This is a genomic window from Pantoea sp. X-Soil-MYKO-1289 (assembly GCF_059730625.1).
Window position 1 is genome coordinate 1,640,470 of sequence record NZ_AP036004.1, and the last position, 25,621, is coordinate 1,666,090.

Consider the following 25,621-nt stretch of genomic DNA (forward strand, 5'->3'; position numbering starts at 1 on the left):
CGGATCCTCCCCCGCGACCCAGCGCACAGCGCAAAATCGCACTCATACTCAGGAGCTTCAGGCTATGTTCAAGAACGCATTTGCGAACCTGCAAAAGGTCGGTAAATCGCTCATGCTGCCGGTATCGGTTCTGCCGATTGCCGGTATTTTATTAGGTGTTGGTTCGGCAAACTTTAGCTGGCTGCCGGCCGTCGTTTCCCACGTAATGGCGGAAGCGGGCGGCTCGGTGTTTGCTAATATGCCGCTTATCTTCGCTATCGGCGTGGCGCTCGGCTTTACCAACAACGACGGCGTTTCTGCGCTGGCGTCGGTGGTGGCGTACGGCATCATGGTGAAAACCATGGCGGTGGTCGCGCCGCTGGTGCTGCATCTCTCCGCTGAAGAGATTGCTGCGCACCATCTGGCGGATACCGGCGTACTGGGCGGCATTATCGCCGGTGCGATAGCGGCCTATATGTTCAATCGCTTCTACCGCATCAAGCTGCCGGAGTATCTCGGCTTCTTCGCCGGTAAGCGCTTTGTGCCGATTATTTCCGGCCTGGCGGCGATCGTGCTGGGCGTGCTGCTCTCCTTTATCTGGCCGCCGATTGGCTCGGCGATTCAGGAGTTCTCGCAGTGGGCAGCCTATCAGAACCCGGTTGTGGCGTTCGGTATCTATGGCGTGGTTGAGCGTGCGCTGGTGCCTTTCGGCCTGCATCATATCTGGAACGTACCTTTCCAGATGCAGATCGGCGAGTTCACCAATGCGGCGGGTCAGGTGTTCCACGGCGATATTCCGCGCTATATGGCGGGCGATCCGACTGCGGGCAAACTCTCTGGCGGCTTCCTGTTCAAAATGTACGGCCTGCCGGCGGCGGCGATCGCCATCTGGCATTCGGCGAAGCCTGAAAACCGCGCCAAAGTGGGCGGCATCATGATCTCCGCCGCGCTGACCGCGTTCCTGACCGGGATTACCGAGCCGATCGAGTTCTCCTTTATGTTCGTTGCGCCGATCCTCTACGTGATCCACGCAATTCTGGCCGGTCTGGCGTTCCCGATCTGTATCCTGCTCGGCATGCGTGACGGCACCAGCTTCTCGCACGGCCTGATCGACTTTATCGTACTGAGCGGCAACAGCAGCAAAATCTGGCTCTTCCCTATCGTCGGCATCATTTATGGTCTGGTTTACTACACCATTTTCCGCGTGCTGATTGTGAAGCTGAACCTGAAAACGCCGGGCCGTGAAGAGACCACCACCGAGTCCTCTTCAGCTACCGGCAGCGAGATGGCGGGCAAGCTGGTTTCTGCTTTCGGCGGCAAAGAGAACATCACCAACCTGGATGCCTGTATTACGCGTCTGCGCGTCAGCGTGGCCGACGTCAGCAAGGTTAACCAGAACGAGCTGAAAAACCTCGGCGCCCGTGGCGTGGTGGTAGCAGGTTCTGGCGTTCAGGCGATTTTCGGCACCAAGTCCGATAACCTGAAAACCGATATGGATGAATACATCCGCAGCATGTAATGCGGATGTAAGAAAAAAGCCCCGCACAGGCGGGGCTTTTTTTTATCTGCGTTTTGCTCTCAGAGGTAAACGCGCAGGTACTCCGTCAGGCACAGCAGCGCCATCGCCTGGCCGTAGGGCATCGAGGTCAGCGGCACGTTGCGGTAGTAGTCGAGATCGCTGCCCATCGCGGTGCCGAATGAAACCTGTTTCAGCTCGCCATCTTCGTCGATATTGGCGATCACGCCGCGCAGCGCGTTCAGGCCGGTAGGCAGATAATCCGCGCTCAGATAGCGTTTACGCACCGCCTTGATAATGCCGTAGGCGAAGCCTGCGGTCGCCGACGCTTCGAGATAGCTATCAGGATCGTCCAGCAGCGTATGCCACAGGCCGCTCGGATGCTGGCAGGCGCGCAGCGCTTTCACCTGGCTCTCCAGCACCTGCAGCAGGAAGCGGCGCGTCGCATGCTGTTCCGGCCAGTTCATCATCTCCAGGAAATCGGGGATAACGATGGTGAGCCAGCTGTTGCCGCGCGCCCAGCGCGCACTGGCGAAGTTATGACGGCCCTCGAAGTTCCAGCCGTGGAACCAGAGCCCGGTCTGGCGATCCATCAGATATTGCGTGTGCAGCAGGAACTGATAGCTCGCCTCTTCGATAAACTCCTGACGATTCAGCAGCTGGCCGATTTTCGCCAGCGCCATCACGCTCATCATCAGCGTATCGTCCCAGAGCTGCTGATGGTTTTCATTGTTGTAGACGATATGCTGCAGGCCGCCCTGTTCGGTGCGCGGCATCTCATACATCACCCATTCCGCCCAGCGCTCCAGCACCGGCCGCCAGGCGGCGTTGCCGGTCTCTTCGTAGCGATAAGCCAGCGTCAGGAAAGGCGCCACGGTATTCACGTTCTTGGTCGGCGTGCCTTCCTCCAGGCGCGCGGCAAACCAGTCGTCGATAATGCTCAGCGTCTGCCGATCGCCGGTTTGCTGATAATAGTGCAGCATGCCGTAGAGCCCGATGCCGTGAGTCCATTCCCAGCCAGCCCAGCCCTTGGTATCGATTACGCGCCCGTCATCGAGGCGCAGCAGAAATTCTCCCGTCTCGTCGGTGATGTTCACCAGGTTTTGCGTCAGCTTGTGAATCAGTTGCAACAGCTCCTGGCGCGGCAGCAGAAATTCTGGTTGGCACAAAAGAGCACTCTGTTTCACAGGAAATACAGTCATGGTTCATTCCTATCGTTTCAAGGTCGTAGTAAGGGGAGATGCGATCGGACGCGCGGTCTTGAGCGGCGGCGCGGCCGGTTTATGACGGTTAAGGAAGCCGATATTGTTGTTGCCCCACAGATTTTCGTAAGGCATGCCGGCCAGGGTCTCGACGATATCCCGCGCTTCCGCCGTGATGCGCTCTGGCAGAACGCGGTCAGCTTCGCGCATTTTCAGCGTCTCTTCGCGCAGCACGGTGTGGGTTTGCAGATTGAGCTTAAAGCGCAGCGAAACCAGGAAGCCGCAGGCCAGCACGCACAGGGTGCCGAGGCTGAGGATGCCGAGGATGGTATGGCTGACGCCTGGCGCCTGCGTCGCCTGCCCGGAGACAAAGCCGGAGAGCTGCAGCACGATGCCGACCAGCATAACCGCGCCCGCCTGGGAGGCTTTGCGAGTCAGGGTCATAATGCCGGCGAAAATCCCTTCGCGGCGCTGACCGGTAATCACCTCGTCCACATCGGCGATATAGGTGTAGATATTCCAGGGCACATAGTTGATGCCGCCGCGTCCCAGACCTGCCAGCGCGGAGATCAGCAGCAGCAGTGAGAAGTTGTCGTTCATGCCCGCATACCAGAGGCCGGCGTAGGAGAGCGCGGCGATGCCGAACAGCGTGACGACCATGCGATAGGCAGGCGCCGGTCCCATGCGGATGCAGAGCGGGATCATGCCCATGACGGCGATAAACTGCAGCACCGCCATGGTGCCCATCAGGTTGGACGCGATCTGCGCGCTCTGCATCAGTACGAACACCACATACCAGGTGAAGACGGCGTTAAAGACATCCTGCGCGATATAGCCGCCCAGATACATACCGAGATGCTGACGGAAAATGCGGATGCGCAGCGTAGAAGCGAGCTCGACGTAGAGACGCTTCAGGCTCTGCATCAGCGACAGCTGCCGTTTCTCCTCTTCGGCGCGGCGCGACTCCTCGGAGAAATCGTCGCCATCGCGCTCCCAGGTAAAGAGCCACACCAGCGTCAGCACCAGCGCGCAGATAACCGAGAACACCAGGCTGGCGTAGAAGAAGGAGAGCGGGTTGTCTTTGCCCAGGGCGCCGATCAAAATGCCCGGCAGGAAGGCGGCCAGGATCGCCGACAGCTGCGCCAGTGCGATACGCGCGCCGGAAAAGCGGGTCTTCTGTTTGAAATCGTCGGTCATCTCCGGGACCAGGGTTTCATAGGGCACCAGAATCATGGTGTAGACCACGTCAAACAGCAGATAGGTGGCGAGATACCACCAGAAACCCATATCGCTCAGCCACATCAGGCTGTAGCTGAAGACGCAGGGAATGCCGAGCAGAATAAAGAATTTACGGCGGCCGAAGCGCTTGCCCAGCCAGGTCGAGCCGAAGTTGTCGGTCAGGAAGCCCATCAGCGGGCTGACCACCGCGTCCAGCACGCGCGCGGCGGCGAAGATAAAGGTCGCTTCGATAGGTGTCAGACCGCAGAAGGTGGTATAAAAATAGAGCAGCCAGGCGGCGGTGAGCGCCGTGGTGCCTGCGCCGAGAAAATCCCCGGAGCCGTAAGCCAGATAGTGGCCAAAACCAATTTTACGTGAGCGCATACGGATGCTCCTTATAGCCATAGTCATTACATCCCCTGTTATCCGGACGACACACTCGGAATAGATAGAAAGTAGAGCCGCAGCGCAGGGCAAACCTTCGCAATTTCGACAGGCGTCGCACCTGGCTGGCAATGACGCAAAGAAAAGGGCGGCGTGTTTCTAATTTATGAAACGGCGTTTCATTTTAACTGTGGGCAGGGCGGCAATTTGCGAAGCGGCGCACAGTTAAAAGATGCGGCGAAAATGGCGCAAAGGCAGGCAGTTAATCGGCGAAAAGTGGTCCTGAGCTTGAAAGAAAACAAATTCCTCACGCATACTGATTGACTGTCCATCAGGCTTAAGGAAATGCACCATGGCTGAAGAAACGATTTTCAGTAAAATCATCCGTCGCGAAATCCCTGCCGACGTGGTGTATCAGGATGAACTGGTCACTGCGTTTCGCGATATCTCTCCCAAAGCGCCGACCCATATTTTGATTGTCCCCAACGTGTTGATCCCCACCGCTAACGACGCGCTGCCCGCCCACGAGCAGGCGCTGGGCCGCCTGTTTACCGTCGCCGCGAAAATCGCGCGCGCCGAAGGCATCGATCAAGACGGCTACCGCCTGATCGTTAACTGCAATCGTCACGGCGGTCAGGAGGTTTATCACATTCATATGCATTTACTCGGCGGACGTCCGCTGGGTCCAATGCTGGCCGACTGATCCTCCATACGGAAGCGAGTTATGCGTCAATGGCTGACAGGCCTGCCGCTCCTGCTGACTCTGGCAGGTTGCAGCAGCGATAAACCGATGATCGACACGTCGCAGTCGCTGGTGATGGAGTCCTCTGTGCTCTCTGCCGGCATCATTACCGACGAGCCGGTGGTGGACGAGCAAGACGGGCAGCAGCGCGCGCGCAGCGTGCTCTATAATCAGCGCGAAACGCCGGTGGTGATCCACTATCGTTATTACTGGTACGACGACAAAGGGCTGGAAATTATGCCGGGCGAACCGGCGCAGCGGGTCACCGTTCCGGCGCACGGCAGCATTGTCGCCGCTTCCCAAATGGGCAACCTGACGGCCAGCAAGGTTCGTCTCTACCTTTATCTCTGAGGATTGTTAAGTGATTCGCCGACTCCCTCGTTCCGGAGCGCTCCTGATGGCGCTCATTCTTTCCGGCTGCGTAATTAAACAGCAGCAGCCTGCGCCCGTTGAACCGACGCAGCCCGCCGAACCCACTCAGCCGCAGCCTGTGCCGCAGCCGCAGCCAGTGCCGGAGCCGACGCAGCCTGTGCCGCAGCCGCCGAAGCTGAAAACCATTAACTGGGACGCCAGCGTGCAGCCGCTGGTGGCGCAGATGCTGCGTGCAGCCAACGGGGTTACGCCGGGCAGCGTGCTGATGGTCGATCGCATTAAAAACAGCACCAACGGCGCGTTGCAGAGCGAAAAAGCCACAGACGCGATTCAAAACGCGCTGGCCAACAACGGCAAGTTTACGCTGGTGACCAACGATCAGCTGGCGCAGGCTAAGCAGACGCTGGGCCTGTCGCCGGACGACAGCCTGAACTCGCGCAGCAAGGCGATCGGCCTGGCCCGCACGCTGAACGCGCAGTATGTGCTCTACAGCACGGCGCAGGGCGACGTGAAAACGCCGACGCTGCAGATGCAGCTGATGCTGGTGCAGACCGGCGAGATCGTCTGGTCAGGCAAAGGTGTCGCCCAGAATTGATCCCTCGCTGCTGGCGCGCATAGCAAAACAGCTGCCGGGCGTCGCGCTGGAGAGGGTCGCGCCGCTGCAGGGGCTTACCGGCCACAGCAGCAAACTGGAAAGCGGGCAGGGCGCGTTTGTCGCGCGGCCTGCGCCGCAGCCGCCGATCCCCTTTGTCGATCGTCAGCGCGAAGCCCGCCTGCTGCGCAAATTGCATCCCAGCGGCCTGACGCCGCGCCCGTTGCTCGGTGACGCGCAACTGCTGCTGCTGCCGTGGCGCGCGGGCGAACCGCTGTCGCCGCAGGCGTTTCACCAGCGGCGCGATGAGGTGGTGGCGCTGCTGCTGCGGCTGCATCGCCAGCCGCAGACGGGCTACCGCCTGCGGATGATGCCGCTGCTGCTGCGCTACTGGCAGCTCTGCCGACAGCGGCATCTGGGCTGGCAGCGCGCCCTGCGTCAGCTGGCGCGCGCGGGCGAACCCGCGCCGCTGCGGCTGGCGCCGCTGCATATGGATGTCCATGCCGGCAACCTGATTGCAGACGCGGAAGGGCTGCACCTGATCGACTGGGAGTATGCCGCCGATGGCGACGTGGCGCTGGAGCTGGCGGCGCTGTGCGCCGCCGATCCCGAGCGGGCAGAGAGCTGGCTGGCGGCCTATGCCGAGGCGGCGCGCCTGCCGCCCGCGGCGCTGGCGCGGCAGGTTGCGCGCTGGCAGCCCTGGCTGCGGCTGCTGATGGCCAGCTGGTATCAGCTGCGCGCCGAACAGAGCGACGATGCGGCGCTGCGCCAGCTGGCGCGGCAGAGCTGGCAAACCCTTTAATTCGCGCGGCGAGAGCGCCGCGCCAGGAACTGATTATGACGACACAACTTCCCGGCCCGCTGATGCTGGATGTCGAAGGTTTTGAACTGGACGCCGAAGAGCGCGAAATCCTGCGGCATCCTACCGTCGGCGGCGTGATCCTCTTCGCGCGCAACTACCACGATCCGGCCCAGCTGGCTGAGCTGGTGCGCCAGATCCGCAGCGCGTCGCGCACGCGGCTGGTGGTAGCGGTCGACCAGGAGGGCGGACGCGTCCAGCGCTTCCGCGACGGCTTCACCACGCTGCCCGCGATGCAGTCTTTCGCGGCGCTGCACGATGCGCAAAGCGGCGGCGAGCTGGCGCAGCAGGCAGGCTGGCAGATGGCGGCGGAGATGATCGCCATGGATATCGACATCAGCTTCGCGCCGGTGCTGGACCTTGGCCATATCAGCGCGGCGATCGGCGACCGCTCCTTCCATGAGGATCCGCAGATTGCGCTGGCGATGGCGCGCCGCTTTATCGCCGGCATGCATGAAGCGGGCATGAAAACCACCGGCAAGCACTTCCCTGGCCACGGCGCGGTCAGCGCCGACTCCCATAAAGAGACGCCGCGCGACCCGCGCGATCTGGAGACGCTGCGTCGTCACGACATGGCGATTTTCCAGGCGCTGTTCGACGAGGGCGCGCTGGATGCGGTCATGCCGGCGCACGTTATCTATACTGAGGTGGATCCGCTGCCCGCCAGCGGTTCGCCCTACTGGCTGAAAAAGGTGCTGCGGGAAGAGCTGGGCTTTGACGGCGTCATCTTCTCTGACGATCTGTCGATGGAGGGCGCCGCCATCATGGGCAGCTATGCGGAGCGCGCGCAGCAGTCGCTGTCAGCCGGATGCGACATGATCCTGGTCTGCAACCATCGCGCAGGCGCGATCAGCGTGCTGGATAATTTGATCGCGATCGGCGCCGAACGCGTGCCGCGGCTGTACCATCGGGGAACCTTTACCCGCCAGAGCCTGCAGCAGAGCGCGCGCTGGAAGCAGAATGCGCAGCAGCTAAGCAACCTGCAGGCGCGCTGGCTGGAACACAAAGCGTCAGGGAAGTAATCTCTGCTCCCGGCGCGCACAACGCTGAGGAGTGTCATGATTATCTATCTGCACGGTTTCGATTCCAACAGTCCGGGCAACCATGAAAAGGTGCTGCAGCTGCAGTTTATCGATCCTGACGTCAGGATGATCGGCTACAGCACCCGCCACCCTAAACATGATATGCAGTTTCTGCTGAAAGAGACCGACAAGCTGCTGACGCGCGGCGGCGGCGTCCAGCCGCTGATATGCGGCGTCGGGCTGGGCGGCTACTGGGCAGAGCGCATCGGCTTTCTCTGCGGCATTCGCCAGGCGATTTTCAATCCCAATCTCTTTCCCTTCGAAAATATGGAGGGAAAAATCGACCGGCCGGAAGAGTATCTCGACATCGCCACCAAATGCGTCAGCGACTTTCGCGAAAAGAACCGCGATCGCTGCCTGGTGTTCCTGTCGCGCCGCGACGAGGCGTTAGATAGCCAGCGCAGCGCAGAGACGCTGCACCCCTTCTACGAAATCGTCTGGGATGAGCAAGAAGGCCATAAGTTCAGGAACATCTCCCCGCATCTCCAGCGCATTAACGCTTTCAAAACATTAGGTTAAGCATGCGGGCGCCAGCCAGGCGCCCGCGCCTTTTGCGTAATAATCTGAGTTATCCGCCGAGTAATTGATGTAAATCAATTTTGGTATGACCATCTTCCCTGCCCATGCTATTCTGCCCTCAGCAGCGATTTTAACTTCGCCAACCCTATGTTTATTAAGGTTTAATTTAACCATCGATTAACTATTGGTTCACATTTTGAGGGGGTCTTGTTGACTACATCCATGAAAAAAATCGTTATTGTCGGTGGCGGCGCGGGCGGGCTGGAGATGGCAACGCAGCTCGGTCACAAGCTGGGCCGCAAGAAAAAGGCCGAGATTATTCTGGTGGATCGCAACCACAGCCACCTGTGGAAGCCGCTGCTGCACGAAGTGGCGACCGGATCGATGGACGAGGGCATTGACGCGCTGAGCTATCTGGCGCATGCGCGCAACCACGGCTTTCAGTTCCAGCTCGGCTCGCTGACTAACATCAATCGCGAGCGTAAAACCATTGAGCTGGCGGAGATGCGCGACGACAACGGCGAAGTGCTGGTGCCGCAGCGCGAGGTGGCCTACGACACCCTGGTGATGGCGCTCGGCAGCACCTCGAACGATTTCGGCACGCCGGGCGTGAAAGATCACTGTATCTTCCTCGACAACCCGCACCAGGCGCAGCGTTTCCACAATGAGATGCTGAACCAGTTCCTGAAATTCTCCGCCAGCGAAGGCCGGCTGGAGAAGGTCAATATCGCTATCGTCGGCGGCGGGGCGACCGGCGTCGAGCTGTCAGCCGAGCTGCATAACGCGGTCAAGCAGCTGCACAGCTACGGCTATAAAGGGTTGAGCAGCGAGGCGCTCAACGTCACGCTGGTGGAAGCGGGCGAGCGCATTCTGCCTGCGCTGCCGCCGCGCATCTCTGCCGCGGCGCACAGCGAGCTGACCAAGCTGGGCGTGCGCGTGCTGACGCAAACCATGGTGACCAGCGCCGATAAAAACGGCCTGCACACCAAAGGCGGCGAATTTATTGAGGCGGATCTGATGGTATGGGCGGCGGGCATTAAAGCGCCGGACTTCCTCAAAGAGATTGGCGGGCTGGAGACCAACCGCATCAACCAGCTGGTGGTGAAAGAGACGCTGCAAACCACGCTGGACGACGATATCTACGCCATCGGCGACTGCGCCTCCTGCGCGCTGCCGTCGGGCGGCTTCGTGCCGCCGCGCGCCCAGTCGGCGCACCAGATGGCGTCGCGCGCTATGGAGAATATCCTCGCCCAGCGTAGCGGCAAGCCGCTGAAAGCCTACGTCTATAAAGATCACGGCTCGCTGGTGTCGCTGTCGCGCTTCAGTACCGTGGGCAGCCTGATGGGCAACCTGATGCGCGGCTCCATGATGGTAGAGGGCCGCATCGCGCGCTTTGTCTACATCTCCTTATATCGTATGCATCAGATTGCGCTCCACGGCTATTTCAAGACTGGCCTGATGATGCTGGTAGGCAGTCTTAACCGCGTGATCCGTCCGCGCCTCAAGCTGCACTAATGATTCCCAGGCGGCGCAAGCCGCCTTTTCTTTTCTCAGACGCTGGTTAAGCTGCTGACACATAACACAAATTAATTAAACTCCGCTCGCCAGTCCTGCTCAGAACTCTCCGAAAAGCTGGCCCTGATCCGCTTCCGGTGCGTTTTCCTCCATTAATCTGATGTTGCAATTTCGGGCCATCTGCAAAACTTCCTGCAACGATACGGCGGGTCGTGCACGCCGTTCTGTGCCATAGCGACAGGGGACATCGTCGCGGCACGCATGCACGGTAACAACTTCAGGAGGACAATCCTGTGAATAAATCAATGTTAGCGGGTATCGGTATCGGCGTTGCAGCCGCTTTGGGTGTGGCCGCCGTTGCCAGCATGGATGTATTTGACCGTGGTCCGCAGTATGCGCAGGTGCTTTCAGCGACGCCAATCAAAGAGAGCATTAAGCAGCCGCGTCAGGAATGTCGCAACGTGACGCTAACCCATCGTCGCGCGGTACAGGATGAGAACCGCATCGCCGGTTCGGTGCTGGGCGCGGTAGCGGGCGGCGTACTGGGTCATCAGTTCGGCGGCGGACGGGGACGCGATGTGGCGACGGTCGCAGGCGCGCTGGCGGGCGGCTATGCCGGCAACCAGGTGCAGGGCGGTTTGCAGGATCGCGACACCTACACCACCTCAGAGCAGCGCTGCAAAACGGTATACGATAAGCAAGAAAAGATGCTGGGTTATGATGTGACCTATAAAATAGGCGACCAGCAGGGCAAAATCCGCATGGAAAACGACCCTGGCACCCGCATCCCGCTGGACCGTAACGGCCAGCTCATCCTGAACAGCAATCAGGCTTAACGGGGCAAAGATTCCCACACAGCACACACATAGTAAAAAGGCACATCTTGCGATGTGCCTTTTTTTTAGCTTTGCTTTTTATGCCGTCTCATCCGCTTGCGAGACGACTTATCAGCCGATGGTCATCAGGCTGGCGTTGCCGCCGGCCGCCGCGGTGTTGACGCTCAGCGAGCGCTCAATCAGCAGACGTTCCAGCAGCAGCTGAGTGTCGCCGCGAGCGAAGCCCTGCACCGATACAATCGCGCCGTCGCGCGCCGCGATCTGCTCGCACAGCGTGCGCAGCTGATCGGCGTCGCCGTGGTAGATCACCGCGTCGAAGTGGGTGGCGAACAGATCCTTCGCCAGCGCGATGCGCGCCTGTACCGCCTGCGGCAGCGCCTGGCGCAGCTTGCGGTGCAGCTCATCGTCCGGCCAGAGCGCCTGACTGCCGACGCTGGTTACCGCCGCCAGCTGCACCAGCGCGTCCTGCTCGTTATCGGCGAGACAGAGCACGCGTTCGCGCGGCAGCAGCGAGAAGGTGTTGCGCTCGCCGGTCGGACCGGTCAGCAGCCGCACGGTGCCCGCCTGCGCCAGCGTGGCGTAGCGCTGACAGATCGCCGCCAGTTCCGGCTTATCCTGCTGCGCCCAGGCCGCCAGGGCTTTATGCGGCTCCAGCAGCGCCTCGCGCAGCGTGCCGTCAGCCGGACGTTCGGCGTCCTGGCGATCAAAGGTGGCGCTCAGCGCCGTTTCCGGACGGCTGGAGAGCAGGCGGTAGAGATAGAGCGGGCCGCCCGCTTTCGGGCCGGTGCCGGAGAGGCCTTCGCCGCCGAACGGCTGCACGCCGACCACGGCGCCCACCATATTGCGGTTAACGTAGAGGTTGCCGACTTTAGCGCTGGCGGTGACCTGCGCGATGGTTTCATCAATGCGGGTATGCACGCCCAGCGTCAGGCCATAGCCGCCGGCGTTGATCTGGTCGATCAGCTGCGGCAGCGCATTGCGCGCGAAGCGCACCACGTGCAGCACCGGGCCGAAGATCTCTTTATCGAGGTCGCTGACCTGATCAAGCTCGATCAGCGTCGGCTTGATAAAGGTGCCGCTTTGCCACTCCGCGCGATCCTGCGGATGCTCCTGCACCGCCTGGTAGACGGCATTGCCTTTGTTGCGCATCGCCTGGATATGACGCTCGATATTGGCCTTCGCCTCGGCGTCGATCACCGGGCCAATGTCGGTGGAGAGGCGCTCGGGATTGCCCATGCGGCATTCGGCCATCGCGCCGCGCAGCATTTTCAGGGTGTGATCCGCCACATCCTCCTGGATGCAGAGCAGACGCAGCGCCGAGCAGCGCTGTCCGGCGCTGTCGAATGCCGAGGCGAGGATATCGACTACCACCTGTTCGGTCAGCGCGGAAGAGTCGACGATCATCGCGTTAAGCCCGCCGGTTTCGGCGATAAGCGGCGTCGGACGGCCCTGGGGATCGAGGCGGCCGGCCAGGTTGCGCTGCAGCAGCGTCGCCACCGCGGTAGAGCCGGTAAACATCACGCCGCGTACGCGCGCGTCGCGCGTCAGCTGCGCGCCGACGGTTTCGCCGTCGCCCGGCAGCAGTTGCAGCACGCCCGCAGGCACGCCGGCATCCAGCAGGATACGCACCGCCTGCGCGGCGATCAGCGGGGTCTGTTCCGCCGGTTTGGCCAGCACGCTGTTGCCCGCCGCCAGCGCGGCCGCGATCTGGCCGGTAAAGATCGCCAGCGGGAAGTTCCACGGGCTGATACAGACCACCGGGCCAAGCGGACGATGCGTTTCATTATCGAAATCGTCACGCACCATGCCAGCGTAGTAGCGCAGGAAATCGACCGCTTCGCGCACTTCGGCGATGGCGTTGTTATAGGTCTTACCCGCTTCGCGCACCAGGATGCCGATCAGCTGCTGCATGCCGTCTTCCATATACTGCGCGGCGCGATCGAGGATCGCCGCGCGCTCGTCCGGCGGCGTCGCGAACCAGATTGGACCGGCGTTCACCGCCGCATCCAGCGCCAGCGACACTTCCGCTTCGCTCGCTTCGCGCACCTGGCCGACGATATCGCCTGGCGCGGCCGGATTGATGACCGGACGGGTTTCGCCGTCGCCCAGCTCGCCGTCAATAATCGGCTGCGCCAGCCAGGGCTGCGCGGCGCTGCTCAGCAGGGCGCTGGAGAGCGACGCCAGACGATGTTCGTTGGCCATATCGATGCCCGCCGAGTTGCTGCGTCCCGCGCCGTAGAGATCGCGCGGCAGCGGGATCTTCGGATGCGGCAGGCCAATCGCCCCTTCGCTCGCGCCCAGTTTTTCCACTGCCGCCACCGGATCGGCCACCAGCTCGTCAATCGGCAGCGAGGTATCGGCGATACGGTTAACGAAAGAGGTATTGGCGCCGTTTTCCAGCAGGCGACGCACCAGGTAGGCGAGCAGGGTTTCATGAGTGCCGACCGGCGCATAGATGCGGCACGGACGATTGAGCTTGCCGTCCGCCACTTTGCCAACCACCTGCTCATAGAGCGGTTCGCCCATGCCGTGCAGGCACTGGAACTCATACTGGCCCGGATAGTAGTTATTGCCCGCCAGCTGGTAGATGGCCGCCAGCGTATGGGCGTTGTGAGTAGCGAACTGCGGATAGATCAGGTTCGGCACCGCCAGCAGCTTGCGCGCGCAGGCGAGATAGGAGATATCGGTGTAGACCTTGCGGGTATAGACCGGATAGCCCTCAAGGCCTTCCACCTGGGCGCGCTTGATTTCGCTGTCCCAGTAGGCGCCTTTCACCAGGCGGATCATCAGGCGGCGACGGCTGCGCTGCGCCAGATCGATCAGCGAGTCGATGACGAACGGGCAACGCTTCATATAGGCCTGGATCACGAAGCCGATGCCGTTCCAGCCCTCCAGCTCCGGCTCAAAGCAGAGCTTCTCCAGCAGATCGAGCGACAGCTCGAGACGGTCCGCCTCTTCGGCGTCGATATTGATGCCGATATCGTAAGAGCGCGCCAGCAGCGTCAGGGATTTCAGAATAGGGTAAAGCTCCTCCATCACGCGATCGTACTGCGCGCGGCTGTAGCGCGGGTGAAGGGCGGAAAGCTTGATGGAGATGCCCGGCCCTTCATAAATGCCGCGGCCGTTAGAGGCTTTGCCGATAGCGTGGATCGCCTGCTGGTAGGAGACCAGGTAGGCTTTGGCGTCGCTGGCGGTCAGCGCCGCTTCGCCCAGCATATCGTAGGAGTAGCGGAAGCCTTTCTCTTCCAGCTTGCGCGCGTTCGCCAGCGCTTCAGCGATGGTTTCGCCGGTGACGAACTGTTCGCCCATCAGGCGCATCGCCATATCGACGCCTTTGCGCACCAGCGGCTCGCCGCTCTTGCCGATAATACGGTTCAGCGAGCGCGACAGATTGGCTTCGTTGTGCGTAGAGACCAGACGTCCGGTAAACAGCAAACCCCAGGTGGCGGCGTTAACGAACAGGGAAGGGCTGCGGCCCAGATGCGACTGCCAGTTGCCGTTGCTGATTTTGTCGCGGATCAGCGCGTCGCGCGTCGGTTTATCGGGAATGCGCAGCAGCGCTTCCGCCAGGCACATCAGCGCCACGCCCTCCTGAGAGGAGAGCGAGAACTCCTGCAGCAGGCTTTGCACCATCCCGGCGCGTCCGGTCGCCCCTTTTTGGTGCCGCAGCTTGTCGGCGAGGCTGTAGGCGAGCTGATGCGTTTTCTCCGCCAGCGACGCCGGCAGACGCGCCTGCTCCAGCAGCATCGGCACCGCGTCGGTCTCGGGACGACGCCATGCGGCGGTAATCGCGGCGCGCGCCACCGACTGCGGCAGAATATGCTCGGCGAAATCGAGGAAGGGCTGATGCGTCTCTTCCGGGGCGATCTCCTCCTGCTCCACCTGCGCGCCCGCCGTCATGGGGACCTCCGGCAGGGCGTCGCCGCTCTCCAGCTGGCCGAGGTAGTTGAAAATCGCCTGCTTAATCAGCCAGTGCGGCGTGCGGTCAACCTTCTGCGCCGCCAGTTTAATGCGTTCGCGGGTGGCCTCATCCAGCTTCACCCCCATTGTTGTCGTGCCCATGACCTGTCTGCTCCTGTCTTTAACTCTCACACTGCGTGGCCAGCACTATCTCTGATGTTGCAACTTTGTGCAACCGTGTTAAGTGTGACCTGCTTAACAGCCTTTTTAATGATTAATTTGTTAACGCTATAAAAGGCGGCATGGAACTTGCTGCAAGAATCTCGCCACAATTGCGCGGCGCTAACCTACTGCAATGCTGGCGGTTTACCTGGGTGCAACTGTGGAACTGTGAGCGAGTGCAACCTGTTAACATAATTTAGCGGTTAACAGGTGAAATCGCTGTAATGCCTGTGTTAAATCCATTGTGCGCATCGCGCCTTTCCGGCAGGATACCGCGCCTCAGGAAAGAGCAGGCGCCTGAATCTGGAAAAAAACCTGCGGCTCCGTCCCGTTCCGACGCGGCCGCAGCGTGCGGTTTCTCTCGGGAAATCAACTATAAAGTGGAGAGACGAATGAGTGTAAGCACACCGATGCTGGTGACTTTTGTAATTTATATCCTTGGGATGGTGCTGATAGGCTTCATCGCCTACCGTTCCACCAAAAACTTCGACGATTACATTCTGGGCGGCCGCAGTCTGGGCAGTTTTGTTACCGCGCTGTCGGCGGGCGCCTCTGATATGAGCGGCTGGCTGCTGATGGGGCTGCCGGGCGCGATTTTTCTCTCTGGCATTTCGGAAAGCTGGATCGCCATCGGCCTGACGATCGGCGCCTGGCTGAACTGGAAGATCGTAGCGGGGCGTCTGCGCGTCCAGACCGAGCACCATGACAACGCCCTGACGCTGCCCGATTTCTTTACCAGCCGCTTCGAAGATAACAGCAAAATCCTGCGCGTCATCTCTGCGCTGGTGATCCTGATTTTCTTCACCATCTATTGCGCCTCGGGCGTGGTGGCGGGCGCGCGCCTGTTTGAAAGCACTTTCGGCATGAGCTATGAAACCGCGCTGTGGGCCGGCGCGGCGGCGACCATCCTCTATACGCTGGTAGGCGGCTTCCTTGCGGTGAGCTGGACCGACACCGTGCAGGCAACCCTGATGATTTTCGCGCTGATCCTGACGCCGGTGATCGTGATTGTCGCCGTGGGTGGGCTGAATGATTCGCTGGCGGTGATTGAGGCGAAAAGCATTGAAAACCTCAATATGCTGAAAGGGCTCAATTTCGTCGCGGTGATTTCGCTGCTCGGCTGGGGACTGGGCTACTTCGGCCAGCCGCATATTCTGGCGCGCTTTATGGCGGCGGATTCGCATCGCTCGATCCGCACCGCGCGCCGCATCGGCATGGCCTGGATGGTGCTCTGCCTGGCGGGCGCGGTGGCGGTCGGCTTCTTTGGTATCGCCTATTTCCAGAATCACCCGGACCAGGCGGCGAACGTCAGCGGCAACGGCGAGCGCGTCTTTATCGAGCTGGCGCGCATTCTGTTTAACCCGTGGATCGCCGGCATTCTGCTCTCGGCCATTCTGGCGGCGGTGATGTCAACCCTCAGCTGCCAGCTGCTGGTCTGCTCCAGCGCGCTGACCGAAGATCTCTATAAAGGCTTCCTGCGCAAAAACGCCAGCCAGAAAGAGCTGGTGTGGTTCGGCCGCGCTATGGTGCTGCTGGTGGCGCTGATCGCCATCGCGCTCGCCTCGAACCCAGATAACCGCGTGCTGGGGCTGGTAAGCTACGCCTGGGCCGGTTTCGGCGCCGCCTTTGGTCCGGTGGTGCTGTTTGGCGTCTGCTGGAAGCGCATGACGCGCAACGGCGCGCTGGCGGGTATGGTGATCGGCGCGGCGACGGTGCTGATCTGGAAACAGTATGGCTGGCTGGGCCTGTACGAAATCATTCCGGGCTTCGCCTTCTCCAGCATCGCCATTGTGCTCTTCAGCCTGCTGGGTCGCGAGCCGTCTGCCGCGGCGCAGCAGCGCTTTGACGCGGCCGAGGCGGAATACCTGACCAAATAATTCATTACAACATACAAGCCCGCTTCCCGCATGGGAGCGGGCTTTTTTGCGTCTTCAGCAGGAGAAATAATTTCGCCGCATTACTTGTTTTTTCCTCCGCGATAATGATAATCGGTATCGTTCGCATTTTACCTAACTTTACCCGCGATTGACGCTGCTTAACATTCAAGAGGTCGGCGATGTTTGTTCCCTTTCTTATCATGCTGCGCGAAGGCCTCGAAGCGGCGCTGATCGTCAGCCTGATCGCCAGTTATCTGAAGCGCACCGGCCGCACTCGGTGGTTCCCGGCACTCTGGGCGGGCGTCTTTATCGCGGCGGCACTCTGCCTCGCGCTCGGCATTATCATCAACCAGACCACCGGCGAATTCCCGCAGAAGCAGCAGGAGCTGTTCGAAGGCATCGTGGCCGTGGTCGCGGTGGCGATCCTCACCTCAATGGTGTTCTGGATGCGCAAAGTGGCGCGCAATATGCGCGTGCAGCTTGAGCAGGCGGTCGATCAGGCGCTGAATCAGAGCGGGCGCGGCGGACTGGCGCTGGTGCTGATGGTGTTTCTCGCCGTGGCGCGCGAAGGGCTGGAGTCGGTGTTCTTTCTGCTGGCGGCCTTTACCCAGGATGTCGGCTACGCGCCGCCGGTGGGCGCCGTGCTCGGACTGGCGACGGCGGTGGTGCTGGGCATGCTGCTCTACTGGGGCGGCGTGCGCCTGAATATGGCGCACTTCTTCCGATGGAGCAGCCTGTTTATTCTGTTCGTCGCCGCCGGGCTGGCGGCGGGCGCTGTACGCGCCTTTCATGAGGCGGGCCTGTGGAACCATTTTCAGACGGTCGCTTTCGACCTGAGCAACGTGCTCTCCACCCATTCGCTGGCGGGCACGCTGCTTGAGGGCGTGCTGGGCTATCAGGAGACGCCGAGCGTCAGCGAAGTGGCGGCCTACTTTCTCTACCTTATTCCGGCGCTGCTGCTGTTTTTACTGCCGGCGCGTCCGGCGCGCCAACTCTCGACTAAACAGGGATAACTCTATGATGATTCGCTTTCGCCGCAAAACCCTGCTGGCTTCGCTGCTGGCGCTGACGGGAACCGCTGCGGCCGCCGATATTCCGCAGGTCGCCGTCAGCGTGACGGATACCCAGTGCGAACCGATGCAGCTGACGGTCAAGCCAGGCAAAACCCAGTTTCTGATCAAGAACAACAGTCAGAAAGCGCTGGAGTGGGAGATTTTGAAAGGCGTGCTGGTGGTGGAAGAGCGTGAAAATATCGCGCCGGGCTTCAGCCAGAAGCTCACCGCTAACCTTGAGCCGGGCGAGTATGAGATGACCTGCGGCCTGCTGAGTAATCCGAAAGGCAAGCTGATCGTGCAGGGCGAGGCGTCGCCCGCCGTGAAAGGCGGTAAACCCGACGTGCTGGCGCTGGCCGGCCCCATCACCGCCTATAAAGCCTACGTAACGCAGGAAGTGGCGCAGCTGGCGGCGAGCACCGAAGCCTTTACCCATGCGGTGAAAGCGGGCGATATCGAGAAGGCGAGAGCGCTCTATGCGCCGACTCGTCAGCACTACGAGCGTATCGAGCCTATCGCCGAGCTGTTCTCTGATCTTGACGGCAGCATCGACGCGCGCGAAGACGATTACGAGAAGAAAGCGGACGATCCGAAATTCACCGGTTTCCACCGCCTTGAGAAAGCGCTGTTCAGCGATAACAACACCAAAGGCATGGAGGGTTACGCCACTCAGCTCAACCGCGACGTGCAGGATCTGCAGACCCGCATCAGCGAGTTGGCGTTCCCGCCGGTGAAAGTGGTCGGCGGCGCGGCCGGCCTGATCGAAGAGGTCGCCTCCAGTAAAATCTCCGGCGAAGAAGATCGCTACAGCCGCACCGATCTGTGGGATTTCCAGGCGAACATCGACGGCGCGCAAAAGATTGTCGATCTGCTGCGTCCGCAGCTGCAGCAGGCGAATCCGCAGCTGCTGGCGAAAGTTGACGGCAACTTCAAAAAAGTCGATGCCATTCTGGGCAAGTATCGCGAGGGAGAGGGCTTCGCCTCCTACGAGAAACTCACCAGCGCGGATCGCAATGCGCTGAAAGGCCCGGTTACCGCGCTGGCGGAAGATCTCTCTTTACTGCGCGGTACCTTAGGTCTCGATTGATATGAGTCGTCAACAGGATGAGGCGCAGCCTGCAAGGCGGCGCCTGTTAAAAGGGCTGGGGCTGTTGGGCGGCGCGGCCGCCCTGAGCGGCGGCTGTCCGTTCCACGCGGCGGCCGACAGTTTTTCTCCCGGTACGGTTGCGCCCGACGCGCGACGCCAGGTGCAACCCTTCTACGGAGAGCATCAGGCGGGCATCACCACGCCGCAGCAGGCGTCGATGATGCTGGTCGCCTTCGACGTGCTGGCCAGCGATAAGGCCGATCTGGTGCGCTTGTTTCAGCTGCTCACCGCGCGCATCGCCTTTTTGACCAGCGGCGGCCCGGCGCCGGCGGTGACTAATCCTAAACTGCCGCCGATGGACTCAGGCATTCTGGGCGCAGAGATTGCGCCGGACAATCTGACGATGACGGTTTCGGTGGGCGCATCGCTGTTCGACGAGCGTTTTGGCCTGCAGGCGCTGAAGCCGAAGAAGCTGCAAAGCATGACGCGCTTTCCCAACGATTCGCTGGATGCCGCCCAGTGCCATGGCGATCTGCTGCTGCAGATTTGCGCCAACACCCAGGACACGGTGATCCACGCGCTGCGCGATATCGTGAAATACACGCCCGATCTGCTGGGCGTGCGCTGGCGTCGCGAAGGCTTTATCGCCGATCACGCCGCGCGCAGCCAGGGTAAAGAGACGCCCATCAACCTGCTGGGCTTCAAGGACGGCACGGCCAATCCCGACACGCAGAATAAGCCGCTGATGGATAAGTTGCTGTGGGTGACGGCCGATCAGGACGAGCCGGCGTGGACGCGCAGCGGCTGCTATCAGGCGGCGCGAATTATCCGTTTCCGCGTTGAGATGTGGGACCGCACACCGCTCGGCGAACAGCAGGCCATCTTCGGCCGCGACAAGCTGAGCGGCGCGCCGCTGGGTATGCAGCACGAGCATGACGTGCCAGATTATACGAAAGATCCGGAGGGTGAGGTTATCGCGCTCGATGCCCATATTCGCCTTGCTAATCCGCGCACGCCTGAGACGGAGAGCAGCCTGATGCTGCGCCGCGGCTACAGCTATTCGGCGGGCACCACCGCATCGGGGCAGCTCGATATGGGGCTGCTGTTCGTCTGCTATCAGCACGACCTGGAAAAAGGCTTTATCACGGTACAGAAGCGGCTCAACGGCGAAGCGCTAGAAGAGTATGTACGTCCCATCGGCGGCGGCTACTTCTTTGTTTTGCCGGGCGTTCCCGACGCAAAGCACTATCTGGCGCAGCCGCTGCTGGAAGCCTGACGACATCTGCGCCGCCGCATCGGCGGCGCGATTTATGCGTGAGGCGCAAAATATTTTTCCCCGCCTGAAAATTTAATCCCTTGATTGCTATAACAAAAAATTTTTTTGCCCGCCTGTCGGCTGCTGTTATTTCTTAATTCTGGGTATGGTCGTAAAATTAATGTTGCCAACTCTGTTAAAATTAGTGCAGTTTAATGGATAAGCGTGTTGTATCGCAGACTGGAGTCGCGCATGGGAAAGTCCTTTACAGGACAGACAGCTTTACCTCAGGTTTCACACTCTTCAGCGAGGGCATGCGCGCCTTCGACAGCCTCTTCTTCTTTATCAAATTGTTTCTCTATCTTCGATTTTACCGGTGTGTCTTTGCGCCTCGGTGCGGCGACACATCTTTATCAACGGTACGTCATGGCTCGAAAGGAAGCCAATCAAACCTCTAAAGCGTTCAGTTAATCGTGGCGGGCAGCGGCCCAACGCGGGAAATGAAACCAACTGTAAGGTGCGACTATGGGAAGACAGAAAGCAGTGATCAAAGCGCGTCGTGAAGCCAGAAGGGTGCTTCGTAGTGACTCTCGCAGTCATCGTCAGCGCGAAGAAGAATCGGTCACTTCGCTGGTGCAGATGGGTGGGCTGGATGCAATCGGTATGGCGCGCGACGTGCGCGACCGTTCGCCGATCGCCGCCAGGAACGATGCTCAGGCGCACTATCTCCAGGCCATAGAATCGAAGCAGCTGATCTTTGCAACCGGCGAAGCTGGATGCGGTAAAACCTGGATCAGCGCCGCGAAAGCGGCAGAGGCCCTGATACATAAGGATATCGACAGGATTATTGTCACCCGTCCGGTGCTACAGGCCGATGAAGATCTGGGATTCCTGCCAGGGGACATCTCGGAAAAATTCGCTCCGTACTTCCGGCCGGTCTACGACGTTCTGGTTAAACGTCTTGGCGCTTCCTTTATGCAGTACTGTCTGCGACCCGAAATCGGCAAGGTGGAAATCGCGCCTTTCGCCTATATGCGCGGTCGTACCTTTGAAAACGCGGTGGTGATCCTCGATGAGGCGCAAAACGTGACCGCGGCCCAGATGAAGATGTTCCTGACGCGCCTTGGCGAAAACGTCACGGTGATTGTTAACGGCGATATTACCCAGTGCGACTTGCCTGCTGGGGTCTCTTCCGGTCTCGCGGACGCGCTGGCGCGGTTCGAAGAGGACGAGATGGTCGGGATTGTGCGCTTCGGCAAAGATGACTGCGTGCGTTCGGCGCTTTGTCAGCGCACGCTGCATGCGTATGGTTGATTGATTTGAGTAAGTCTGTGTAGCAAGAAAAACCCGGCGCAAGCCGGGTTTTTTATGGGTGATATTTCTAAATGGCATCTTATTTTATTTTAGAAAGGTATCACTCAGGCAAAAGCAGAATGCGATAACGTTTTCTTGTTTGGTAAAATGCCCGGTCTGATAACGCCTGGAGATAGAGATCGATGGAAGGAAACTTAATTTTCTGTTCAGATGCCATACTGCGATTTCAGTCCATATACGATGAAACAACAGCGGTTCCCTTACTCTCGATACAGAACGCAGTAGCCAGCACCGATCCATTCTTTCTTCTTCGTTTTTTCCACCATAGCGTTCTGATAGAAGACGGGACAACGCTGGCAAGCATCTTTCTGGCAATAGAACCCTGGAAGGCGTTGTTAGCCGCTTATCTGGACAGAGATGTGGGCGCTTATATTGATGAGGTCCGAAAACCGTCGGGACCCGCTACATGGGATATAGAATGGATTGGTATTGACCGTCATAGTTCAGTTTATCGCGCTTACCAATATCAGGACATGGAAGAAGGAGAAGATCTTACAAGCTATTTTAACCGTGAGCGCATCCCAACCGAGGAGTTTGACATTGAAACGCGCTGTGATGCTTCCGGCTTCATTAAGGGAGATGAAGAGCGCTGGAGCATTAGCGGCGACATTCATGAAGTTAAAAATCTGCCTGTTATCCTTTACAATAAACAGGCATTGACTGACTCCGCAAAAGATAAATTGCTGAACAAAAATGTATCAGGTGTGAAAAGTGCAGGGCATAGCAGCTTCATTTATGGCGACACCTCTTTTTGTTTTAGGGAAGTCATGGAAGCTATTTTCATTAGCGGCCTCTTTTTTTATGCGCCGGAGGATGCCGCCAGCACTTTTAATGAACTTAAAGCCAGTCTGGCTGAACTGAAAGACGAAACTGACTGATGAATCTGACGTAGTTACGGCCGACAGGGAATCGGATAAAGATCCTGCCATCATTATTGCCGAGGGTGCTTTCGACTCGGTTACGACACATATGGAATCAGAGACTGAAGAGTGGCACGCTATTAAGAATCTATGCCAGCGTGAGGGGACCTTACCTGTACGCATTGGGCGTATCAAAATGGCAGAGCCTCCGGAATTGCGTCTGTGCGGTGAGATCCTTAATATAAAGGAATAAATATAATGAATATTATAGATACTATAAAAGATTCTTGGTTGTTCGAGGACCACTTGAAAGCTATTACGGGGCCTTTATTTGTTGCTGCTGCTTTATGGCTGGTTCGCTTAATAAAACGCCTTTGCTTCCCTTTTGTCTTCATTTTCAAAATGAATCTTTCATCTAATTTTATTAGGTTGTCTGTAGACGATAAAGTTATTGCGCTAAAGATAATTAGTGAATTTAATGATGTTGATGGAGAGTATGATGTTTTAATTAAGGAGCTAAAACTTAAGCAATATGGTTTATTTTATCCTCTACCTGTATTAAAGGTTCTGTTTAGCTACATTTATGATAATAATGTTCGAATGAATAGTACGGGTTTTTTATCTTTCCTTGACTGCAATCAGATTTTCAATTACAAACGAGATGAAATGCCTGTTTGTTCATTAAAAAAAATGACAGGCCACATAGTTTTTTATACTCTATTTCTTGCTTTTTTGGCGTGGTACAGTATTGACGTTTTTAATTCAATTTTGACCCTTTATCATCCCCCTGGGAATTTTATAAATATATCCACAATAATTTTAATGTTCATCATTATTATTTTAATCTTAAGGTTTGCTTACATTATTGTTGAAAATTTCATATCTCTTTTTTGGGCAATCTCTTTTTCAAAAAAATTGAGAAGATATGCTGTGTTAAGAGAAAAAATGAGACTCATTAAAAAATATGAACAATAAAATTTCGTGCCTGTATTTTCCTGATTTGCGGCGGTAAGAGGGGGATTGACTCGCTGCGCTCGCCCTGCGGGCAGCGTCGCAGGCTCCGCTGTCCAACGGGCTGCGCCCGTTGTCGAACCCCGGCGGGGGTTCTCATACCTCTCTCATCGAGTGATATAAACGAAAAAAGCCTGAACGTATGTTCAGGCTTCTCTCTGAAATGATGGCGGTGAGAGGGGGATTGACTCGCTGCGCTCGCCCTGCGGGCAGCGTCGCAGGCTCCGCTGTCCAACGGGCTGCGCCCGTTGTCGAACCCCGGCGGGGGTTCTCATACCCCTCTCATCGAGCGATATGCAAAAAAAAAATGCCTGAACGCGAGTTCAGGCATTTTCTTGAATTTGTGGCGGTGAGAGGGGGATTCGAACCCCCGATACGTTGCCGTATACACACTTTCCAGGCGTGCTCCTTCAGCCACTCGGACACCTCACCACATTTTTCCGCTGACCTTGCTGGGTCAACGGGGCGCTACTATAGGGAGTCGGCCTAAAAGGGTCAAGCACTATTTTTCTCTTTTTTTCTATCCGCTTAAGCTCTGTTCGAATCGATTTATCCCTGCGCATTCCGGCCAGATTGTCATCAAAAAGAAATCCCGCAGCCACAAAAATGTCACCAGAACATCACAGACTTAACGCCTGAAACCTCTGGTAAATTTTTCTCATAAAGGAATACAAGATGAAACCTGTGCGCCTCTTTACCTTTTCTCTGCTCGCCTCGCTGATCAGCCTCTCTGCGCACGCCGAAAACGGCAGCGCGCCTGCAGACGCAGGTTACTCGCGTGCCGCGACCGGCGACATTACCCAGCACGGCGGCGCGCGCCGCCTGACCGGCGATCAGACCGAGGCGCTGAAAGCGTCGCTGCGCAACACCACGGCGAAAAACGTCATTCTGCTGATTGGCGACGGCATGGGCGACTCGGAGATCACCGCCGCGCGTAATCTGGCGGAGGGCGCAGGCGGCTTCTTTAAAGGACTGGACGCGCTGCCGCTTACCGGCCAGTACACACACTATTCGCTCGATAAGAAAACCCACAAGCCGGATTACGTTACCGATTCCGCCGCATCCGCCACCGCATGGGCCACCGGCACCAAAAGCTATAACGGCGCCATCGGTGTCGACGTCAACGGCAAGGATCAGCAAACCCTGCTGGAGATCGCCAAAGCGGCAGGCAAAGCCACCGGCAACGTCTCTACCGCAGAGCTGCAGGACGCGACGCCCGCCGCGCTGATGGCGCACGTTACCAGCCGCAAATGCTACGGCCCGGAGAAAACCAGCGAATTGTGCGCCAGCAACGCGCTGGAGCAGGGTGGTAAAGGCTCGATCAGCGAGCAGATCCTGAAAACCCGCGCCGACGTAGTGCTGGGCGGCGGCGCGAAATCTTTTAACGAGGTGGCGAAAGCGGGCGACTATCAGGGCAAAACTCTGCGCGAACAGGCGCAGGCGCTGGGATATCAGCTGGTGAGCGACTGGCAGGGGCTGAACGCCGTTACCGCGGCCGACAAGGAGAAACCGCTGCTCGGCCTGTTTGCCGACGGCAATATGCCGGTGCGCTGGAAAGGGCCGAAGGCAAGTCATTATGGCAACATCGATCAAGCGGCGGTGACCTGCGAGGTGAATAAAGATCGCCCGGCCGCAACTCCGACGCTGTCGCAGATGACCGCCAAAGCGATCGATCTGCTGAAAACCAATCCGAACGGCTTCTTCCTGCAGGTCGAAGGCGCGTCGATCGATAAAGAGGACCACGCGGCCAATCCGTGCGGCCAGATTGGCGAAACCGTGGACCTCGACGAAGCGGTGCAGCAGGCGCTCGCTTTTGCGCGCGCAGAGGGCAATACGCTGGTGGTAGTGACGGCGGATCATGCGCACAGCAGCCAGATCATCGCCAACGGGACGAAGGCGCCCGGCCTGACGCAGGCGCTGAACACCAGGGACGGCGCGGTGATGACCCTCAGCTACGGCAACTCCGATACCGATTCGCAGGGCCACACCGGCACTCAGCTGCGCGTCGCGGCCTACGGTCCCTGGGCGGCTAACGTGGTGGGGCTGACCGATCAGACCGATCTCTTCTTTACCCTGCGCGATGCGATGGCGCTGAAGTGACGCGAACGCTTTGCTCTCCGGCTCCTGCTACCCACGCTATAAGCGCTTCAGCGGTCTGACGTCTCCC

19 protein-coding genes, 1 tRNA gene, 1 other RNA gene and 1 pseudogene are annotated in these 25,621 nt (G+C 59.0%); 17 read left to right on the plus strand and 5 right to left on the minus strand.

Translation table 11 applies throughout. From position 1 onward, the window contains the following. Nucleotides 1-64 precede the first annotated feature (64 nt). Nucleotides 65-1,498 carry a PTS glucose transporter subunit IIBC gene (gene ptsG, locus AC6I7Z_RS07840; RefSeq protein ID WP_033750915.1) on the plus strand — a complete coding sequence of 478 codons (1,434 nt, stop codon included), beginning with the start codon at nt 65-67 and terminating at the stop codon, nt 1,496-1,498. Nucleotides 1,499-1,557: 59 nt separating this feature from the next. Here the strand turns inward: ptsG and bglB are convergent, their stop codons facing one another. Then, entirely contained in the window at nt 1,558-2,697 is a 1,140-nt protein-coding gene (gene bglB / locus AC6I7Z_RS07845; protein ID WP_497813763.1) for a beta-galactosidase BglB, read from the minus strand. A 9-nt stretch (nt 2,698-2,706) separates the two neighbouring features. Then, nucleotides 2,707-4,299: an MFS transporter gene (locus tag AC6I7Z_RS07850; RefSeq protein ID WP_497813764.1), complete on the minus strand. Its 1,593-nt coding sequence runs from the start codon at nt 4,297-4,299 to the stop codon at nt 2,707-2,709. Nucleotides 4,300-4,651: 352 nt separating this feature from the next. Between AC6I7Z_RS07850 and hinT the strand changes: the two genes are divergently transcribed. The 8 genes from hinT (at nt 4,652) to AC6I7Z_RS07890 (ending at nt 10,816) form a co-directional block, all read left to right on the plus strand. Continuing rightward, the gene (hinT, locus tag AC6I7Z_RS07855) at nt 4,652-5,002 is read left to right on the plus strand and encodes a purine nucleoside phosphoramidase (RefSeq protein WP_033750906.1); all 351 of its coding nucleotides are present in this window, start codon (nt 4,652-4,654) and stop codon (nt 5,000-5,002) included. A gap of 21 nt (nt 5,003-5,023) precedes the next feature. Then, nucleotides 5,024-5,392 carry a YcfL family putative periplasmic lipoprotein gene (locus AC6I7Z_RS07860; RefSeq protein ID WP_033750903.1) on the plus strand — a complete coding sequence of 123 codons (369 nt, stop codon included), beginning with the start codon at nt 5,024-5,026 and terminating at the stop codon, nt 5,390-5,392. A 10-nt stretch (nt 5,393-5,402) separates the two neighbouring features. After that, nucleotides 5,403-6,008 (plus strand): penicillin-binding protein activator LpoB, encoded by a 606-nt coding sequence (lpoB, locus tag AC6I7Z_RS07865; RefSeq protein ID WP_497813765.1) that lies wholly within the window; start codon nt 5,403-5,405, stop codon nt 6,006-6,008. Further along, the gene (gene thiK, locus AC6I7Z_RS07870) at nt 5,992-6,807 is read left to right on the plus strand and encodes a thiamine kinase (protein WP_497813766.1); all 816 of its coding nucleotides are present in this window, start codon (nt 5,992-5,994) and stop codon (nt 6,805-6,807) included. The genes lpoB and thiK overlap by 17 nt, the downstream gene beginning before the upstream one ends. A gap of 35 nt (nt 6,808-6,842) precedes the next feature. Next, complete coding sequence (gene nagZ, locus AC6I7Z_RS07875; RefSeq protein ID WP_497813767.1) at nt 6,843-7,886, plus strand: beta-N-acetylhexosaminidase; 1,044 nt, start codon at nt 6,843-6,845, stop codon at nt 7,884-7,886. 36 nt (nt 7,887-7,922) lie between these two features. Further along, entirely contained in the window at nt 7,923-8,465 is a 543-nt protein-coding gene (gene ycfP / locus AC6I7Z_RS07880; protein WP_497813768.1) for an alpha/beta hydrolase YcfP, read from the plus strand. Nucleotides 8,466-8,675: 210 nt separating this feature from the next. Next, complete coding sequence (locus AC6I7Z_RS07885; protein ID WP_096072946.1) at nt 8,676-9,980, plus strand: NAD(P)/FAD-dependent oxidoreductase; 1,305 nt, start codon at nt 8,676-8,678, stop codon at nt 9,978-9,980. Nucleotides 9,981-10,273: 293 nt separating this feature from the next. Further along, nucleotides 10,274-10,816: a glycine zipper 2TM domain-containing protein gene (locus tag AC6I7Z_RS07890; protein WP_033750889.1), complete on the plus strand. Its 543-nt coding sequence runs from the start codon at nt 10,274-10,276 to the stop codon at nt 10,814-10,816. 111 nt (nt 10,817-10,927) lie between these two features. Here AC6I7Z_RS07890 and putA read toward each other — a convergent pair whose 3' ends face one another. Beyond that, complete coding sequence (gene putA / locus AC6I7Z_RS07895) at nt 10,928-14,878, minus strand: trifunctional transcriptional regulator/proline dehydrogenase/L-glutamate gamma-semialdehyde dehydrogenase (RefSeq protein ID WP_497813769.1); 3,951 nt, start codon at nt 14,876-14,878, stop codon at nt 10,928-10,930. Between the two features lie 452 nt (nt 14,879-15,330). Here putA and putP point away from each other — a divergent pair, with 452 nt between their 5' ends. From putP to AC6I7Z_RS07930, 7 genes and pseudogenes are all read left to right on the plus strand, one after another. Beyond that, nucleotides 15,331-16,815: a sodium/proline symporter PutP gene (gene putP, locus AC6I7Z_RS07900; RefSeq protein ID WP_497813770.1), complete on the plus strand. Its 1,485-nt coding sequence runs from the start codon at nt 15,331-15,333 to the stop codon at nt 16,813-16,815. 179 nt (nt 16,816-16,994) lie between these two features. Next, nucleotides 16,995-17,828: an iron uptake transporter permease EfeU gene (gene efeU / locus AC6I7Z_RS07905; protein WP_048785122.1), complete on the plus strand. Its 834-nt coding sequence runs from the start codon at nt 16,995-16,997 to the stop codon at nt 17,826-17,828. Between the two features lie 4 nt (nt 17,829-17,832). Continuing rightward, entirely contained in the window at nt 17,833-18,954 is a 1,122-nt protein-coding gene (gene efeO / locus AC6I7Z_RS07910; protein WP_497813771.1) for an iron uptake system protein EfeO, read from the plus strand. A gap of 1 nt (nt 18,955) precedes the next feature. Then, nucleotides 18,956-20,230: an iron uptake transporter deferrochelatase/peroxidase subunit gene (gene efeB, locus AC6I7Z_RS07915; RefSeq protein WP_497813772.1), complete on the plus strand. Its 1,275-nt coding sequence runs from the start codon at nt 18,956-18,958 to the stop codon at nt 20,228-20,230. A gap of 504 nt (nt 20,231-20,734) precedes the next feature. Beyond that, complete coding sequence (phoH, locus tag AC6I7Z_RS07920) at nt 20,735-21,523, plus strand: phosphate starvation-inducible protein PhoH (protein ID WP_033750871.1); 789 nt, start codon at nt 20,735-20,737, stop codon at nt 21,521-21,523. Nucleotides 21,524-21,705: 182 nt separating this feature from the next. Further along, nucleotides 21,706-22,696: pseudogene (locus AC6I7Z_RS07925) on the plus strand (hypothetical protein). Nucleotides 22,697-22,701: 5 nt separating this feature from the next. Further along, the gene (locus AC6I7Z_RS07930; protein WP_497813773.1) at nt 22,702-23,418 is read left to right on the plus strand and encodes a hypothetical protein; all 717 of its coding nucleotides are present in this window, start codon (nt 22,702-22,704) and stop codon (nt 23,416-23,418) included. 203 nt (nt 23,419-23,621) lie between these two features. On the opposite strand, the gene AC6I7Z_RS07935 is transcribed toward AC6I7Z_RS07930, so the two are convergent. Next, a non-coding RNA gene (locus tag AC6I7Z_RS07935) (RtT sRNA) lies at nt 23,622-23,750 on the minus strand. Nucleotides 23,751-23,798: 48 nt separating this feature from the next. Continuing rightward, nucleotides 23,799-23,886 (minus strand) — tRNA-Ser (locus AC6I7Z_RS07940). 243 nt (nt 23,887-24,129) lie between these two features. On the opposite strand from AC6I7Z_RS07940, the gene phoA reads away from it, so the two are divergent. Next, the gene (gene phoA / locus AC6I7Z_RS07945; protein WP_497813774.1) at nt 24,130-25,554 is read left to right on the plus strand and encodes an alkaline phosphatase; all 1,425 of its coding nucleotides are present in this window, start codon (nt 24,130-24,132) and stop codon (nt 25,552-25,554) included. Nucleotides 25,555-25,621: the final 67 nt, after the last annotated feature.

What these genes read in the sequence shown, in the direction of transcription:
- AC6I7Z_RS07850 (WP_497813764.1), bottom strand. Translation starts at nt 4,299, where the DNA reads ATGCGCTCACGTAAAATTGGTTTTGGCCACTATCTGGCTTACGGCTCC.
- phoA (WP_497813774.1), top strand. Translation starts at nt 24,130, where the DNA reads ATGAAACCTGTGCGCCTCTTTACCTTTTCTCTGCTCGCCTCGCTGATC.
- efeU (WP_048785122.1), top strand. Translation starts at nt 16,995, where the DNA reads ATGTTTGTTCCCTTTCTTATCATGCTGCGCGAAGGCCTCGAAGCGGCG.
- phoH (WP_033750871.1), top strand. Translation starts at nt 20,735, where the DNA reads ATGGGAAGACAGAAAGCAGTGATCAAAGCGCGTCGTGAAGCCAGAAGG.
- efeB (WP_497813772.1), top strand. Translation starts at nt 18,956, where the DNA reads ATGAGTCGTCAACAGGATGAGGCGCAGCCTGCAAGGCGGCGCCTGTTA.
- nagZ (WP_497813767.1), top strand. Translation starts at nt 6,843, where the DNA reads ATGACGACACAACTTCCCGGCCCGCTGATGCTGGATGTCGAAGGTTTT.
- efeO (WP_497813771.1), top strand. Translation starts at nt 17,833, where the DNA reads ATGATGATTCGCTTTCGCCGCAAAACCCTGCTGGCTTCGCTGCTGGCG.
- hinT (WP_033750906.1), top strand. Translation starts at nt 4,652, where the DNA reads ATGGCTGAAGAAACGATTTTCAGTAAAATCATCCGTCGCGAAATCCCT.
- ptsG (WP_033750915.1), top strand. Translation starts at nt 65, where the DNA reads ATGTTCAAGAACGCATTTGCGAACCTGCAAAAGGTCGGTAAATCGCTC.
- putA (WP_497813769.1), bottom strand. Translation starts at nt 14,878, where the DNA reads ATGGGCACGACAACAATGGGGGTGAAGCTGGATGAGGCCACCCGCGAA.
- AC6I7Z_RS07860 (WP_033750903.1), top strand. Translation starts at nt 5,024, where the DNA reads ATGCGTCAATGGCTGACAGGCCTGCCGCTCCTGCTGACTCTGGCAGGT.
- putP (WP_497813770.1), top strand. Translation starts at nt 15,331, where the DNA reads ATGAGTGTAAGCACACCGATGCTGGTGACTTTTGTAATTTATATCCTT.
- AC6I7Z_RS07930 (WP_497813773.1), top strand. Translation starts at nt 22,702, where the DNA reads ATGAATATTATAGATACTATAAAAGATTCTTGGTTGTTCGAGGACCAC.
- bglB (WP_497813763.1), bottom strand. Translation starts at nt 2,697, where the DNA reads ATGACTGTATTTCCTGTGAAACAGAGTGCTCTTTTGTGCCAACCAGAA.
- ycfP (WP_497813768.1), top strand. Translation starts at nt 7,923, where the DNA reads ATGATTATCTATCTGCACGGTTTCGATTCCAACAGTCCGGGCAACCAT.